The 15,692-nt window shown below is 68.2% G+C and carries 9 protein-coding genes; 5 read left to right on the top strand and 4 right to left on the bottom strand.

Annotation, left to right across the window (positions count from 1 at the left end; genetic code table 11):
* Positions 1 to 101: 101 nt before the first annotated feature.
* From D187_RS03710 to D187_RS03725, 4 genes are all read right to left on the bottom strand, one after another.
* Positions 102 to 2,870: an AbfB domain-containing protein gene (locus tag D187_RS03710; RefSeq protein WP_002628783.1), complete on the bottom strand. Its 2,769-nt coding sequence runs from the start codon at positions 2,868 to 2,870 to the stop codon at positions 102 to 104.
* 126 nt (positions 2,871 to 2,996) lie between these two features.
* The gene (locus D187_RS03715) at positions 2,997 to 3,437 is read right to left on the bottom strand and encodes a hypothetical protein (RefSeq protein WP_002628782.1); all 441 of its coding nucleotides are present in this window, start codon (positions 3,435 to 3,437) and stop codon (positions 2,997 to 2,999) included.
* A gap of 156 nt (positions 3,438 to 3,593) precedes the next feature.
* The gene (locus D187_RS03720) at positions 3,594 to 5,840 is read right to left on the bottom strand and encodes an ATP-binding protein (protein ID WP_020917760.1); all 2,247 of its coding nucleotides are present in this window, start codon (positions 5,838 to 5,840) and stop codon (positions 3,594 to 3,596) included.
* A 134-nt stretch (positions 5,841 to 5,974) separates the two neighbouring features.
* On the bottom strand, positions 5,975 to 8,236 hold the full coding sequence (locus D187_RS03725) for an ATP-binding protein (protein WP_020917762.1): 2,262 nt from the start codon (positions 8,234 to 8,236) through the stop codon (positions 5,975 to 5,977).
* Between the two features lie 382 nt (positions 8,237 to 8,618).
* On the opposite strand from D187_RS03725, the gene D187_RS03730 reads away from it, so the two are divergent.
* The 5 genes from D187_RS03730 to D187_RS03750 are packed head-to-tail and all read left to right on the top strand — an operon-like array spanning position 8,619 to position 15,661.
* Entirely contained in the window at positions 8,619 to 9,740 is a 1,122-nt protein-coding gene (locus D187_RS03730) for a polysaccharide export protein (protein ID WP_043427907.1), read from the top strand.
* Positions 9,737 to 11,851 carry a polysaccharide biosynthesis tyrosine autokinase gene (locus tag D187_RS03735; RefSeq protein WP_002629519.1) on the top strand — a complete coding sequence of 705 codons (2,115 nt, stop codon included), beginning with the start codon at positions 9,737 to 9,739 and terminating at the stop codon, positions 11,849 to 11,851. The genes D187_RS03730 and D187_RS03735 overlap by 4 nt, the downstream gene beginning before the upstream one ends.
* 20 nt (positions 11,852 to 11,871) lie before the next feature.
* A complete protein-coding gene (locus D187_RS03740) occupies positions 11,872 to 13,131 on the top strand; it encodes an O-antigen ligase family protein (RefSeq protein WP_002629520.1) in 1,260 nt (419 codons plus the stop codon).
* Complete coding sequence (locus tag D187_RS03745; RefSeq protein WP_002629521.1) at positions 13,128 to 14,345, top strand: glycosyltransferase family 4 protein; 1,218 nt, start codon at positions 13,128 to 13,130, stop codon at positions 14,343 to 14,345. The genes D187_RS03740 and D187_RS03745 overlap by 4 nt, the downstream gene beginning before the upstream one ends.
* Positions 14,342 to 15,661: a lipopolysaccharide biosynthesis protein gene (locus tag D187_RS03750; RefSeq protein WP_002629522.1), complete on the top strand. Its 1,320-nt coding sequence runs from the start codon at positions 14,342 to 14,344 to the stop codon at positions 15,659 to 15,661. Before D187_RS03745 ends, D187_RS03750 begins: the two co-directional genes overlap by 4 nt.
* The last annotated feature ends 31 nt before the right edge of the window (positions 15,662 to 15,692 follow it).

Below are 15,692 nucleotides of genomic sequence, written 5' to 3' on the forward strand. Positions count from 1 at the left end.
CCGGCCCCGTTCCACGCACTGAGGAGCCGGAGCACCGGACCCGGGAAGCAGGCGGGCCGAGGGGCCTCCACCTCCCGGGTCCATGGGCCGAACCGCTCGACTCAGGGAGCCCAGGGCGCCACGACGTTCCAGGTCGCGTCCGCGTTGAAGCCACCGGCCGAGTCCCAGCCCGTCCCATACCCCGACGCGATCCACGCCTCGGCGGCGTAGTGGCGCAGGTAGCGTCCAGGGAAGTTGAAGGACTCGAACGAGACACCGGTGCCCGACAGACCCGGCCGGGCACAGAAGGTGGCGTCCTGCTTGAAGAGCGCCGTGCCGTCGGAGGCATCCCTGCGGATGCGGCTGTTGGAGTGGCGCAGGTAGCTGCCGGGGAAGTTGCGCGACTCGAAGGAGTAGCAGCTCGACTCGGCCAGGCCGGGCACGAGCTTGAACGTCGCGTCCTGCTTGAGCGTGGCGTTGCTGTTGCCATCCACCACCTCGGTGTGGCCCAGGCTGTCGTAGTGGCGCAGGTAGCGGTTGGTGTAGTTCGGCGTCGTCACCTGGATGGACTGGAACGCCCCCATGGGCACGTTCGCCTCGCTCTGCCACCACGCCGACGCGATGCCCCACGACGCGTCCTGACGGAAGCCCGTGGTGTTCTCGAGCGCATCCACCCACACCTCGCCGCCGCGGTGACGCACGTAGGAGCCGGGCTTGTTCTTGGGCTCGAACGACACGCCCTGCGAGCCGTCGAGCGCCGCGCGGGCGCAGAAGGTGGCGTCCTGATCGAAGAGCGCCGTGCCATCCCTCGGGTCCCGGCGGATGCGGCTGTTGAAGTGACGCAGGTAGCTGCCGGGGAAGTTGCGCGGCTCGAAGGAGTAGCAGGAGGCGTCCGCCAGGCCGGGGACGATCCTGTACGTCGCGTCCTGCTTGAGCGTGCCGGTGCTGGCGCTGTCCACCACCTCGGTGTAGCCCAGGCTGTCGGAGTGGCGCAGGTAGCGGTTGGTGTAGCCGGGCGTCATCACCTGCAGGGAGCGGTGCTGGCCCGAGCCCAGCAGGCCCTGGCTGTTGAGCTGGCGCGAGGCGGCGATCAGGTTCAGGTGGGCCGTGCGCACCTGGGCGGCGTCCACCTTGAGGATGGCGCGGTCATAGGTGAAGAAGCCGTTGATCTCCCCCTCCACGTCGGTGATCTCCGTGTAGACGGACGCGTTCAGGCCCGGCCGGTTCATCAGGGTCCGCAGCCCCTGGACGAGCCCCAGGTAGCGGCTGGTGAGCGTCGCGCTGTCCGGCACACCCTCGTAGTAGAAGAACGGGCCGTTGGGGTTCCACACGTGGCCCTCGTACTTCAGGCCCAGACCGCCGAACTCACCCAGCACCGCGGCGCGCGTGGCCGACGCGGGCGGGGAACCCGGGCCCACGTAGACGTGCCAGTCCGCCAGGTCCCCGTTGCCACCATCCACGGCGCCGCAGCAGTTGATGCCGCTCATGTTGTCCACCAGACGGCTCGAGTCCCAGCTCTTCGCCAGGGCGGCCAGCCGGTTCTGGTCGTACTGGCCCCAGCCCTCGTTCTGGATCACCCAGGTGATGACGGAGGGCGAGCTGCGGTGCTCGTCGATCATCTCGCGCATCTCCAGCTCGAACTGGGTGCGCGCGGCGGTGGTGGGCGTCTTGCCCGAATCCATGCAGGGCATGTCCTGCCACACGAGGATGCCCAGCTTGTCCGCCCAGTAGAACCAGCGCTGGGGCTCGACCTTGATGTGCTTGCGGATGAGGTTGAAGCCCAGCTCCTTGTGCTTCTCGATGTCGAACTTGAGCGCCGCGTCCGTGGGCGCGGTGTAGATGCCGTCCGGCCAATAGCCCTGATCCAGCGTGCCCACCTGGAAGACGAACTGGCCATTGAGCACCGGGCGCAGCACGCCGCCCACGAGCTTGAGGGCGACGGAACGCATGCCGAAGTAGCTCGTCACCTGGTCCACGGTGCTGGTGCCGCTCTTGAGCGTCACGCGCAGATCGTAGAGGAAGGGGCTCTCGGGAGACCACAGCTTGGGAGCGGGCACGGAGAGGCGGAGCTCCGAGCCCACGGCGCCGGTGGCGCTGCCCACCTGCGTGGAGCCATCGAAGGCCACGGCCTCGACGGTCTGACCGGCGATGCCCGCGCCCTGCACCGTGAGACGGAGGGCGGAGCCGGCGACGTCCGGCGTCATGTCCAGCCGGGTGATGCGCGCGGAGGACGTGGGCTCCAGCCACACCGTCTGCCAGATGCCCGAGGCGCCCGTGTACTCGATGCCCTGCGGATTGTTGGTCTGCTTGCCCACCGGCTGGCTGCCCGCGTCGGTGGGATCATAGACACCGACGATGAGCTCGTTGGTGCCGCCGTTGAGGAAGTTGGTGATGTCGAAGCTGAAGCCGTCGAAGCCACCCTGGTGGGTGCCGACGAGCTGCCGGTTGACGTAGACGGCGGCCTCCCAGTCCACGGCTCCGAAGTTGAGCTGGACGCGACGGCCGCTCCAGGCGGTGGGCACGGTGAAGGTGCGGCGGTACCACATCCGGTCCTGGTGCCGCTTGATGCCGGAGAGCCCGGACTCGATGGGAAAGGGAACGAGGACGCTCTCGGCGAGGTTCTGGCCGAAGGGAGGTGTCTGGCCGGCGGTGGCGTTGCCGAACTGCCACTCCCCATTGAGGTTGAGCCAGTCGGCGCGGACCATCTGGGGCCGGGGGTATTCCGGCAGGGCGTTGGTGGGGGAGACCTGCGCGGTCCACTGCGTGGCCAGGGGAGGCGCCTTGGGCGCCCAGGCCGCCTGAGCGCCATGCAGCGGAAACAGGCCACACAACAGGGGTAGCAGCCGCAGGGCGGCGCTCCCCACACGCGAGAGTCCAGGGTATCGGGTCATGGTTTTCTCCACGGAACCGGCATGAGGGGGCGTTCGGCACGGGTCCGCTTCACGCTCCGTCTACCTGAACTTTCCGCGAATTAACATGAAAACCACTATTCCTCATTACTGGATGGAATAGACGGCCTAGAATTCGTAACGTGCGGTGGCCGTGGAGTCAGCGAAGCGCAGCTCGATGATCCCGTGCTCGCGGCGATACTGCTCCCGCCAGCTCTCCTTCATGGGCGTCAGGTCGACATGCAGTTCCTCGTGGAGGAGCGCCAGACACATGTCGTCATACGACTCGTGGAGGAGGATGAGCCGCGCCTGGACGGGGTTGGATTCGGCGAAGCTTCCGTCCCACGAGAGCCCGAACGTGTGCTCCGCACAACCTCCTCCGTGGGAGAGGTCCAGCACCAGCTCGTCCCCCGAGATGGAGACGCCCTCGATGGAGACGGAATCCCGCGCTCCCGTCGGAGTCTGCTCTATCGTCAGGGAGACGACCCGCTCAGGCCTCCTGTCGGGGGGCTGAACGCCACACCCGCCCAGGCACATCAAAACGACCGCGAATACGATCAGACGCGACATGCAACCTCCTGGTGATTCGAATCCAGGAGCGAGCATCAGCAAGTCTGGGACCACCACGTGGCCCCCGGCACGACACGCCCGTGCCCCACGAAAATCCGAGGAGCCCATCAAAAAAACGCCACGCGGAGGAAACCGTGTCCTTCCGCGGTCCCCGCGTCAGCCGGTCATCGCGATGGGGACATAGGGAAGCTCCAGGGTGAAGGTGGCACCCCGGCCGGGCCCATCGCTGTGCACGGTCAAGGAGCCATCCATCTCCTGTGCCGCGATGGCACTGGAGTGCAGACCGAAGCCGTGTCCCTCCTCCCGCGTGGTGAAACCGTACTGGAAGATGCGCGTGAGCATCTCCGGCGCTATCCCCATGCCATTGTCATGGATGGACATGTGCACCCGTCCGGCCACCTCCTCCAGCTTCACCGTCAGCAGCCGCTCGCTCGGTGCCACCTCGTCCATGGCGTACTTGGCATTGCTCACCAGGTTCACCAGGATCATCAGCGTCTTGTGCTTGTCGGTCATCACTGGCGGCAGGGGCGCGATGTCCCGCTGCACCTTCACCTGATGGCGCACCAACCCCGCGAAGTTGATGCGCAATGCGTCCTCCAGCAACCCCGGCAGCGACACCTGCTCGTGCACGCGGGGAATCCGGGCGTAGTTCTGCTGCACCTTGACGATGTCGCCGATGTGCTCGGTATAGCGGCCCACGTCATCCAGCAATGACACCACCTCCTGGCGATCCTCGACCAGGCTCTGCCCCAGCTTGTCCAGGAAGGGCATGAGGTGGCGCCCCCGCCCGTCCTGGGTGAGGAAGGTGGACAGGTCCTCCTGGTGCTCCTGGATGAGGTGGGCCACCCGTCCCACGTGCTCCAGCCTCATTCCACTCATCCGCTCCTTGGCCATCTGCGCGGAGGTGTAGACGCTGTTGAGCACGTTGCCCACGTTGTGCAGCACGTTGGTGGCGATCTCCGCCATGCCCGCGCGCCGGGCTGTCTGCACCAGTTGCAGGTGGACGTCCTTGAGCTCGCGGGTGCGCTCCTCCACGCGCTGCTCCAGTCCCTCGTTGGCCTGGCGCAGGGCCACCTCGCGCCGCTGCACCTCGTCGGCCATGAGCCGGAAGGACTGGGCCAGTTGTCCCAGCTCGTCGCGGCGCGCGGTGTCCAGCGCCACCTCGAAGTCACCCGTCGCCACCTTGTCGGTGGCCTGGATGAAGGCATGCAGGGGCTGGGTGATTTGCTGGCGAAGCACCTGGTACATGATGGCCAGCTCCAGCAGCAGCGACAGGATGCCCAGCAGCAGCACGTAGCGCGCCGCGAGCAGAGCGGGCTGGGACACCACCTGCTCGGGCAGCACCGTGGCGAGGTTCCACCCGGGGCCACGCAGTTGGGTGACGGCGACATACTCGCCGTACTCCGGCAGTTCCAGGAGGGTCTGGCCAGGCTGGCGACTCTTCACCCGCTCGAAGATGGCGCGCAGGTGGGTCGCCTTCTCCGCGGAGCCGAGGAGTCTGGCGGCGGCTTCGGGCTGCCCGGTGTTGCTCGGGATGTTGTAGGCACTGGTGGCGCCCTCCAGCTTCAGCTCGGGATGGGCGATGAGCTGCCCATCGTCTCGGAAGAGCAGGTTGTAGCCACCCGGCAGGTGATCATTGATGGTGCGAGTCATCAACTCGCCGAGCAGGACATCGTGGCCGACCGAGGCGATATGGCGGCCGTCCAGATCCACCGGCGTGGTGACCGAGGTCATCCAGAGATTGGAGACGACCTCCTTGAAGATGCCGGTCCAGGCGGTGCGCCGCTGGGGGTTGTTCTCGGGCAGAGCGAGGGAGAAATCCTCGTAGGAGGCCACCGAGAAATCGGGCGGGAGCTCCTGGATCCAGGTGGGGAGCGTCGGCCAGAAGCCCGCGATCGCGCCCTCCGGAAAGGTCACGTAGGTCGTCGAGAAGCGGACGTGGAAGACGGGGGCATACCAGGAGAGCACGTCGTACACGGCCAGGAACCGGGTACGAAACCCGATGTCGAGGCTCACCCTGGGTGGAATGAAGGCCTGAACCATCCTCGTGCCATCGGTGGTTTCAGGCGGGCTGCGGACCGTGCCATCGGGCCGCCGCACGAAGAGCTTGTCGAAGCGCGCACTCACCTCTTCTTCGTGTTGCTGGAGTTCCCGGACCCGCTCCTTCAGGGCCTTCTTGAAGAGGGCATGGTTGTCCTCCGCCAGCAGGAAGATGGCCTGCTCGTGCTCGCCGCGCTCCACGACATGCTGCTGCATCCGCTCGAGGACCTCGGTGCGCAGGGTGTGCAGCATGTGGAGATAGCTGAAGAGCGTGGAGAGGGCGATGATGACGCCGATGCGCGCCCCCATCTTGAGGAGCGTCGAGCGGGCCAGGGGAGCGCGGAGATTGGACGATGGCTGCATGGTGACTGGCTGACCTGGCTTCACACGTTGTGGTCAGCAGGTCAGACATTACCTACACGGGCGAGGCGGTTTGGTGTGCCCGCAAAGACATCAAGCAGGTCAAAGGAATTCCCCCGAGGATCCAATCGGATACTTCACGACACGCCTCGGGAGTCCTGCGCGACGGGGACATAGGGAAGCTCCAGGGTGAAGGTGGCACCCCGGCCGGGCCCATCGCTGTGCACGGTCAAGGAACCGCCCAGTTCCTCCCGGGCCGCGATGGCACTGGAGTGCAGACCGAAGCCGTGTCCCTCCTCCCGCGTGGTGAAACCGTACTGGAAGATGCGCGTGAGCATCTCCGGCGCTATCCCCATGCCATTGTCATGGATGGAGATGCGCACCCGTCCGGCCACCTCCTCCAGCTTCACCGTCAGCAGCCGCTCGCTCGGTGCCACCGCATCCATGGCGTACTTGGCATTGCTCACCAGGTTCACCAGGATCATCAGCGTCTTGTGCTTGTCGGTCATCACTGGCGGCAGGGGCGCGATGTCCCGCTGCACCTTCACCTGGTGACGATTCAGCCCCGCGAAGTTGATGCGCAATGCGTCCTCCAGCAGATCCGGCAGCGACACCTGCTCCTGCACGCGGGGAGTCCGGGCGTAGTTCTGCTGCACCTTGACGATGTCGCCGATGTGCTCGGTATAGCGGCCCACGTCATCCAGCAATGACACCACCTCCTGGCGATCCTCGACCAGGCTCTGCCCCAGCTTGTCCAGGAAGGGCATGAGATTGCGCCCCCGCCCGTCCTGGGTGAGGAAGGTGGACAGGTCCTCCTGGTGCTCCTGGATGAGGTGGGCCACCCGCCCCACGTGCTCCAGCCGCATTCCGCTCACCCGCTCCTTGGCCATCTGCGCGGAGGTGTAGACGCTGTTGAGCACGTTGCCCACGTTGTGCAGCACGTTGGTGGCGATCTCCGCCATGCCCGCGCGCCGGGCCGTCTGCACCAGTTGCAGGTGGACGTCCTTGAGCTCGCGGGTACGCTCCTCCACGCGCTGCTCCAGTCCCTCATTGGCCTGGCGCAAGGCCACCTCGCGCCGTTGCACCTCGTCGGCCATGAGCCGGAAGGACTGGGCCAGTTGTCCCAGCTCGTCGCGGCGCGCGGTGTCCAGCGCCACCTCGAAGTCACCCGTCGCCACCTTGTCGGTGGCCTGGATGAAGGCATGCAGGGGCTGGGTGATTTGCTGGCGAAGCACCTGGTACATGATGACCAGCTCCAGCAGCAGCGACAGGATGCCCAGCAGCAGCACGTAGCGCGCCGCGAGCAGGGCGGGCTGGGACACCACCTGCTCGGGCATCACCGTGGCGAGGTTCCAACCAGGGCCACGCAGTTGGGTGACGGCGACATACTCGCCGTACTCCGGCAGTTCCAGGAGGGTCTGGCCAGGCTGGCGACTCTTCACCCGCTCGAAGATGGCCCGCAGGTGGGCCGCCTTCTCCGCGGAGCCGAGGAGTCTGGCGGCGGCTTCGGGCTGCCCGGTGTTGCTCAGGATGTTGTAGGCGCTGGTGGTGCCCTCCAGCTTCAGCTCGGGATGGGCGATGAGCTGCCCATCGTCTCGGAAGAGCAGGTTGTAGGCACCCGGCAGGTGATCATTGATGGTACGAGTCATCAATTCGTTCAGGAAGACATCGTGGCCGACCGAGGCGATATGGCGGCCGTCCAGGTCCACCGGCGTGGTGACCGAGGTCATCCAGAGATTGGAGACGACTTCCTTGAAGATGCCCGTCCAGACGGTGCGCCGCTGGGGGTTGTTCTCGGGCAGAGCGAGGGGGAAATCCTCGTAGGAGGCCACCGAGAAATCGGGCGGGAGCTCCTGGATCCAGGTGGGGAGCGTCGGCCAGAAGCCCGCGATCGCGCCCTCCGGAAAGGTCACGTAGGTCGTCGAGAAGCGGACGTGGAAGACGGGGGCATACCAGGAGAGCACGTCGTACACGGCCAGGAACCGGGTACGAAACCCGATGTCGAGGCTCACCCTGGGTGGAATGAAGGCCTGAACCATCCTCGTGCCATCGGTGGTTTCAGGCGGGCTGCGGACCGTGCCATCGGGCCGCCGCACGAAGAGCTTGTCGAAGCGCGCACTCACCTCTTCTTCGTGTTGCTGGAGTTCCTGGACCCGCTCCTTCAGGGTCTTCTTGAAGAGGGCGTGGTTGTCCTCCGCCAGCAGGAAGATGGCCTGCTCGCGCTCGCCGCGCTCCACGACATGCTGCTGCATCCGCTCGAGCGCCTCGGTACGCAGGGTGTGCAGCATGTGGAGATAGCTGAAGAGCGTGGAGAGGGCGATGATGACCCCGACGCGCGCCCCCATCTTGAGGAGCGTCGAGCGGGCCAGGGGAGCACGAAGGCTGGACGAAGGCTGCATGGTTGCAAGGTAACTGGCCGACCACTGAGTGGACGGTGACCGGCCGGTGTTGACACGAGTCGGCGGACGAAAATTCCTCCACGAAGCTTGCAAGGGATTGCTCGCCTGGCTCCGTGAACGCCGAGCCCCATGGCCGCGTCGCCTCGGGGGTTCCCGACGGGCCCGGGCCGGGAGGGTCAATCACCCTGGAGGGCAGGTGCTCCGTTGTCTGGATTCGGCGTCCTATTGCCTTCCGGACAGCACGGGCGCGCATGGGTTTACATAAACCCCCTTGAATAGGAACAATCGAGCGGTCTCGAGGCAAACACTCACTCCCCTCGAAGGACGTGTTCAATCGGCTCGTAGAGGTCGGGGGGCCTCGCAGAGCCCTCGGAGCTGGTCGATGAGACGCGTCCTATTGCTGGTCTGGGTATTGTGCACGAGCGCGTGCGCATGGGGCCCAGGCATGTATATGGACGAGGGTGCCATCCGGGAACGATACGCCGGGAAGGCCGACGCGGGCACCGGCGACGATTTCAAGGTCGTCCCCATCGACGTGGCCCTGTTGGAAGAACAACAGAAGTCACGTCTGGAGACGCGACCCGCCCCGCTCCGGGATCCGCTGGCGGAGTTCGCGGCGAACTACAACTACCGGGTGACCGCCCATGACGTGCTGAGTGTCATCGTCTGGGACCACCCCGAACTCACCATCCCCGCGGGCGAGTTCCGCTCCGCCGAGGCCACCGGCCACCCGGTGTCGACCGATGGGACGATGTTCTTCCCCTACGCGGGGATCCTCCAGGTCGCCGGCAAGACGCTGCCCGAGATCCGGGAACTGCTGACGCAGCGGCTCAACCACGTCATCGAGAAGCCCCAGCTCGACGTGCGCGTGGTGGGCTTCCGGGGGCAGAAGGTGCAGATCACCGGGGAGGTGGTCGCCCCCAGCAGCCTGCCCATCACGGACGTGCCCATGCGGGTGCAGGACGCCATCAGCCAGGCGCGAGGGCCCACCCCCGAGGCCGACCTGCGCGGCGTCACGCTCACCCGGGGCGGAAAGACATCCACCCTGGATCTCCAGGCGCTCTACGAACAGGGGGACATCAGCCAGAACTGGCTCCTCCAGGACGGAGACATCCTTCACGTCCCCGACCGCAACCGCAACAAGGTCTTCGTTCTCGGCGAGGTCCGCAGGCCTTCGTCTCGCATCATGGTGAAGGGCCGGATGACACTCGCGGAGGCGATTGGCGACACGGAGGGTTTCGATCCGGTCAGCTCCAACCCGGCGAAGGTCTATGTCATCCGCGGCAACTTCGACCAGCCCACCATCTACAAGCTCGATGCCCGGTCACCGGACGCGCTCCTGCTCGCCACGCAATTCCAACTTCGACCCCATGACGTTGTCTTCGTCTCGGCGCACAACTTGACGCGCTGGAATCGCATCATCACTCAAATCCAGCCAACAGTTCAGATGCTCTGGCAGGCAGTAGATATCGGTAACAGGTCCGTCGTATTCCCATCCCCATGACGAGCGCTCCCAGCCGCGAGGACCCCGCTCGCTCCAACCCCGGGGCACCTGAAGACGAACTCGACCTGCACGGCCACCTGGGCATCCTGCTGGAGTCCCGCGGATCCATCCTCGTGACGCTCGTCCTGACGCTCGTGGCGGGCTCGCTGTACCTGCTCGTCGCGCCCCCCGTCTATCGCGCGAACACCGTCCTCCAGATCGACAAGAAAGGCAGCCGGCTCGGGGAACTCGACGAGCTGCTCGCGGAGCTCTCCGGGGAGGTGTCCACGGAGATCGAGATCATCAGTTCGCGCACGCTGCTGGGAAAGGTCGTCGACGAACTCCAGCTGGACGTGGAGGCCGGTCCGCGGCACCTCCCGTTCACCGCGGACGAAGGGCGTCTTCAGGTGAAGCAGGTGAGCGTGCCTCCGGAACTGGAGGAGCTGCCGCTCACGCTCGTGGCGGGCGAGGCCGGTGCCTACACGCTGCTCGATCCGGACTCCCAGCCGATCCTCGACGGGCGCGCCGGTGAACCCGCCACGGCGCCGTCAGGCTCCCGCTGGCAGGTGGAGCTCCTCGTCTCCGAACTCGACGCCCGCCCGGGCACGCGGTTCCAGGTGATCCGTCGCTCGCGCCTCGAGGTGGTGGAGGAACTCCAGCGGACGCTGCGCCTGAGCGAGAAGGGCACCAACACCGGCGTGCTCTCCGTGGTCCTCGAGGGAGAGGATCCCCCGCGGCTCTCCGCGACCCTCGGGGCCATCGCGCGCCACTACGTCCGGCAGAACGTCGAGCGCAGGAGCGAGGAGGTCGAGAGGACGCTAGCGTTCCTCGACACCCAACTGCCCGGGCTGCGCAAGGAGCTCGAGCGGGCGGAGGGAGCCCTGAGCGCCCACCGCGCCGGGAGCGGAATCGTCGATCTCGGGCTGGAGGCCCAGGCGATCCTGGACCGCGGCGTCGACATCGAGAAGTCGATCTCGGCGCTCACGCTCGAGCGCTCCGAGCTGCGGCAGCGCTTCACCGGCAAACACCCGGTGCTCATCACCACGAGTCACAAGCTGGAGCGGTTGCAAGCGGACCGGGCCGCCATCAACGCCCAGCTCAAGGGCCTGCCGAGCGCGGAGCTCAAGTCGGCCCAGCTCCTGCGGGACGTGACGGTCGCCACCGAGCTTTTCCTCCAGCTCAACAACAAGGCCCAGGAGTACCGGGTCCTCAAATCGAGCATCGCCGGCAACGCGCGGATCCTCGATGAGCCCGTGGTGTCCCGCCTGCCGGTGCGCCCCAGCAAGCCGGGCGTGATCGCGCTCAGCCTGGTGCTGGGGCTGACGCTCGGCGTGGCGCATGCCTTCGCCCGGCAGGCGCTGCGCAAGGGCGTCTCGGATCCCGCCGTGGTCGAGGCGCGGCTCGGGGTGCCCATCCACGCCACCCTCCCCCTCGCGTCCAACCGCGAGGCGAGCGCCCTCCTGGCCCAGCTCCATCCGCGCCACCCGGTCACCGAGAGCCTGCGCGGCCTGCGCACCCGCCTCCAGCTCGCGCTGCGGGACTCGCCCAACAACGTGATCGCCCTCACCGGGCCGAGTCCCGGAGTGGGCACGTCCTTCGTCGCCCTCAACCTCGCCTGGGTGCTGGCGGACTCCGGCAAGCGCGTCCTGCTCGTGGACGCCAACCTGCGCGGGGGCACGCTCCACCTCGGCTTCCGGGCCGAGTGCGCCCAGGGCCTCTCCGAGATCCTCGGCGGCACGGTCGGCCTGGAAGAGGCGGTGCGGCGCATCCCCGGCCAGAGCCTGTCCTGGCTGTCCACGGGCGCCCTCCCGCCCAACCCCGCCGAGTTGCTGCAGAGCGACGCGTTCACGGCGCTCGTGGCGCGGATGTCGGCCGGGTACGACCTCGTCCTCATCGACACGCCCCCCATCCTCGCGGTGACCGACGCGGCGCTCGTGGGCCGACATGCGGGCATGAACCTCGCCGTGGTGCGCGCGGGCGTCCACCCGATGAGGGAGCTCGGCGCGGCCCTCCACCGGCTCGAGCAGAACGGAGTCCCGGTGCGGGGAATCATCTTCAACGGAGTGCCGCGCTCCTCGGCGGGACGCGTGGTGAGCGGCATCTACCAGTACGACTACCCGACCACCGACTGAGTACGAGCGAGCGCCACTCCATGACATGGATCCGATGCTCAGGACTGGGGTTCATCGCCGCGCTCTACGTGCTCGCGGGGCGCTGGGGCTTCCATCGGTTGGCCAACGCCGACCCCGAGCCGGACCCGTTCCTGGAGCTGCGACTGTGGATCGTCCTGGCCAGCGTGGTGCTCGCCACCCTGGGACTGCTCCACCGCGCCCACCGCGCGGCGAGGCCCGGAGAGAGCCGGCCCGACACCCGGCTCGCGATGGCGCTGCTGCTGTTCCTCGGCTACCTGTGCACCAGCGCGCTCTGGGCGCCCGACGCGGAGTTCGCCCTGGGAAAGCTCTACGATCTCGCCCTCGTCGGGGTGATGAGCGTGGGCTTCGGGCTCGCCGCGCTCCGGCAGCCGGCGATGCGCGTGCTGGATGCGTTCTGGGGCGTGGTGCTCCTGGCCACGGGGCTGCTGGCGCTCACCGGCGTGAGCCAGTTGCTGGGCGGCGGGGGCGGCGCGCGGCTGGCGGTCCTGGGAGGAGGACCGAACATCTTCGCCCGGCTCATGGGGCTGTTCGCGCTCGGCGCTCTGTACTTCTGGCGCCGGCAGGGACAGACGTGGCTCTGGGTTCCGATGGCGGCCGCCGGCGTGCTGCTCGCGCTGCTCACCGGCTCCCGGGGAGGCACGGCCGCCATCCTCGCGGGCGTCCTCACCTTCCTCGTGGTGGGGCGCATCCCCTTGCGCCAGCTCGCGCTCCTGTCGGTGCTCGCCACGGCCGCCGTCCTGGTGGTGATCACCTTCACCCCCCTGGGCAAGGCGCTCAGCCGGTCCATGGAGGAGCGCTTCCTGCGCCTCACCCTGAACTACGAGGGCGGCAGCGACACGGAGAGCAAGGTGTACCTGTCGGGACGCGAGTCCCTCTATGCCGCCGCGTACGAGCTCGGGCTCGACAACCCGGTGGCGGGAGCGGGGCTCGCCGCCTTCCCCGCGCTCGGGCTGGGCGTCTACCCCCACAACCTCTTCCTCGAGGTGTTCTGCGAGGGCGGCGCACTGGGCCTCGCCCTGCTCGGCTGGACCCTGCTCGCCTTCCTCCGCTCGGCGTGGCGAGGCCGCCACCGCATCGACGGCGCGACCGTCGGCGCGGTGGTGCTGGTGCTGCTCGGCAGCCAGTCCAGTGGCGACCTCTACGACACCCGGGCCCTCTTCCTGCTGATGGTCATGTCCTCGTGCACCCTGGCCACGAGGACCGCCTTCGTTCCCTCCCGTCCCATCGTCCATCCCGCCGTCCACGGAGCCACGACATGAAGATCATCTACCTGCACCAGTACTTCACCACGCCCACCATGCACGGCGGGACGCGGTCCTACGAGCTCGCCCGCCGCCTGGTCGGCATGGGACACGACGTGCACGTGGTGACCTCGGACACCGAGCCTCGCCAGGACGCGAAGGGCTGGCGCGAGACGAACGAGAGCGGCATCCACGTGCACTGGCTCCCGGTGCCCTATTCCAACTCGATGAACTACGCGGACCGGATGCGCGCCTTCAGCCACTTCGCCCTCAACTCCGCGCAGCGGGCGATGCGGCTGTCGGGGGACGTGGTCTTCGCCACGAGCACCCCGTTGACCATCGCCGTCCCGGGCATCCTCGCCTCGCGCTGGAACAACAAGCCCATGGTCTTCGAGGTGAGGGATCTCTGGCCCGCCCTGCCCATCGCGGTCGGCGCGCTCAAGAGCCGTCCCGCCATCCTCGCCGCCCAACTGCTCGAGCGCGCCGCCTACGCGGGAGCGGCGCACATCGTCGCGCTCTCGCCGGGGATGAAGGCCGGAGTGGAGGCGGCGGGCGTGTCCCCGGAGAAGATCACCGTCATCCCCAACCTCTGCGATCCGGAGCGCTTCCAGGTCCCGGCCTCGGCGGGCGAGAAGTTCCGGAGCAAGTACCCGTGGCTCGGGGACCGGCCCATGGTCCTGTACGCGGGCACCCTCGGCCTGGTGAACGGGGTGGACTACCTCGTGCGGGTCGCCGCGGACATGCTGAAACGGGACCCGGAGGTGCGCTTCGTCGTCATGGGACACGGCCGCGAGGAACAGGCCCTGCACGGGCTCGCCGAGCGGCTGGGCGTGCGCGACCGCAACCTCTTCTTCCTGCCCAGCGTGCCCAAGGCGGACATCCCCGCGGTGCTCTCCGCGGCCACCATCGCCACCTCGCTCTTCACCGACGTGCCGGGCATGCAGGACAACTCCGCCAACAAGTTCTTCGACGCGCTCGCCGCCAGCCGGCCCCTGGCGCTCAACTACGGCGGCTGGCAGGCGGAGCTGCTCGAGCGGGAGCGCTTCGGCCTGTACCTGCCCCCCAAGGACACCGCCGCCGCGAGCGATCTGCTGGCGAGCAGGCTGCGCGACCCCCAGTGGCTCGCCGAGGCGGGGGCGCGGGCGGGACGGCTCGGCCGGGAGAACTTCTCCGCGGACTCCGCGGCCCACCGGCTCGCCGAGGTGCTCCAGCGCGCGGTGGCCAGCGCGTGACGCGACGGTCGCTGGGAGGCAACTTCGCCTGGACGCTCTCGTCCGGGCTCGTGTACGCGCTCGCCCAGTGGGGCGTGCTGGTGGCGTGTGCACGGCTCGGCACCATGGAGCTGCTGGGCGAGTTCGCCCTCGGCCTGGCCCTCACCGCCCCGGTGATGCTGCTCGCGCGGATGAACCTGCGCACGCTCCAGGCCACCGACGCCCGGGGCGCCCATGGCTTCGAGCACTACCTCGGGTTGATGGTGCTCAACGTGCTCGGGGGCGTGCTGCTGTGCTGCGCCCTCGGCTGGCTCGGGGGGTATCCGGCGCGCACCGGCCTCGTCATCGCGCTGCTCGCGCTGGCCAAGGGCTTCGAGGCCCTCAGCGAGGTGTTCTACGGCGCCCTGCAGAAGGCCGAGCGGATGGGCCTCATCGCCCGCTCGATCATCGCCAAGAGCGTGCTCTCCGTGGTGCTCGTGGCGCTCGCGCTCGTGCTCACGAGGAGCGCGGCCGCCGCGGCCGCCGCCCTGGGGCTGTCCTGGGCGCTCGTGCTCGTCCTCTTCGACGCCCAGGCGTACCGGCGCGTGTTCGGCGGGGAGTCTGCCTGGGGCCGGGTGTGGCGCACACCGTGGCGGGACGAGGGCGCGCGCCTGAAGAGCCTGCTGGGACTCGCCTACGCGCTGGGAATCACCGCCCTGCTGGGCTCGCTGCGCCCCAACGTGCCCCGCTACCTCCTGGAGGCGCACGCCGGCCAGGCCGAGCTGGGCATGTTCGCCGCGCTCGCCTACTTCACCGCCCTGGGGGGCCGGGTGGTCCATGCGCTCGGGCAGGCGGTGAGCGCCCGGCTGGGGCGCTACCACGCGGCGGGGGACGCGGCGCGCTACGGCCGGGCGCTCGCGGGCTTCACCGGAGGGGCGGCCCTGGTGGGCGTGTGCGCCATCGCCGGCGCGGCGTTGCTCGGACGCCCCGTGCTGACGTTCTTCTATGGGGCCGCCTACGCGCGCAACCTCGAGCTGTTCGTCTGGCTCATGGGCGCCGCCGCGCTGGAGTACGTCTGTGTGAGCCTGCAATTCGGGCTCACGGCGGCGCGGGAGCTGAAGGCGCAGGCGCCGCTGCTCGTCCTCTCCGTCCTGGTGGTCGCGCTGGGCAGCGCCTGGTGGGTGCCCACCGTGGGGACCGTGGGCGCGGCCTGGGCCCTGGCGCTGGGCTGGCTCGTCGAGCTGAGCGGCGGCGCGTGGCTCGCCGTGCGCGCCTGGAGGCGCCTCGCGCTCCAGGAGGCGGCAGCCGGCGGATGCGCGCACACCAACACAAGGCCCGGGCTCCGGGGTGATTGGTGAGCAACCAGGGGGGCCTCTACCCTGGAATTCG

The sequence above is a fragment of the Cystobacter fuscus DSM 2262 genome (assembly GCF_000335475.2).
In the GTDB taxonomy this organism is placed as follows: domain Bacteria; phylum Myxococcota; class Myxococcia; order Myxococcales; family Myxococcaceae; genus Cystobacter; species Cystobacter fuscus.

Excerpts from the sequence above, each read along its gene's own strand:
- D187_RS03725 (WP_020917762.1), bottom strand. The coding sequence starts at position 8,236 with ATGCAGCCTTCGTCCAGCCTTCGTGCTCCCCTGGCCCGCTCGACGCTC.
- D187_RS03710 (WP_002628783.1), bottom strand. The coding sequence starts at position 2,870 with ATGACCCGATACCCTGGACTCTCGCGTGTGGGGAGCGCCGCCCTGCGG.
- D187_RS03730 (WP_043427907.1), top strand. The coding sequence starts at position 8,619 with ATGAGACGCGTCCTATTGCTGGTCTGGGTATTGTGCACGAGCGCGTGC.
- D187_RS03740 (WP_002629520.1), top strand. The coding sequence starts at position 11,872 with ATGACATGGATCCGATGCTCAGGACTGGGGTTCATCGCCGCGCTCTAC.
- D187_RS03715 (WP_002628782.1), bottom strand. The coding sequence starts at position 3,437 with ATGTCGCGTCTGATCGTATTCGCGGTCGTTTTGATGTGCCTGGGCGGG.
- D187_RS03720 (WP_020917760.1), bottom strand. The coding sequence starts at position 5,840 with ATGCAGCCATCGTCCAATCTCCGCGCTCCCCTGGCCCGCTCGACGCTC.
- D187_RS03735 (WP_002629519.1), top strand. The coding sequence starts at position 9,737 with ATGACGAGCGCTCCCAGCCGCGAGGACCCCGCTCGCTCCAACCCCGGG.
- D187_RS03745 (WP_002629521.1), top strand. The coding sequence starts at position 13,128 with ATGAAGATCATCTACCTGCACCAGTACTTCACCACGCCCACCATGCAC.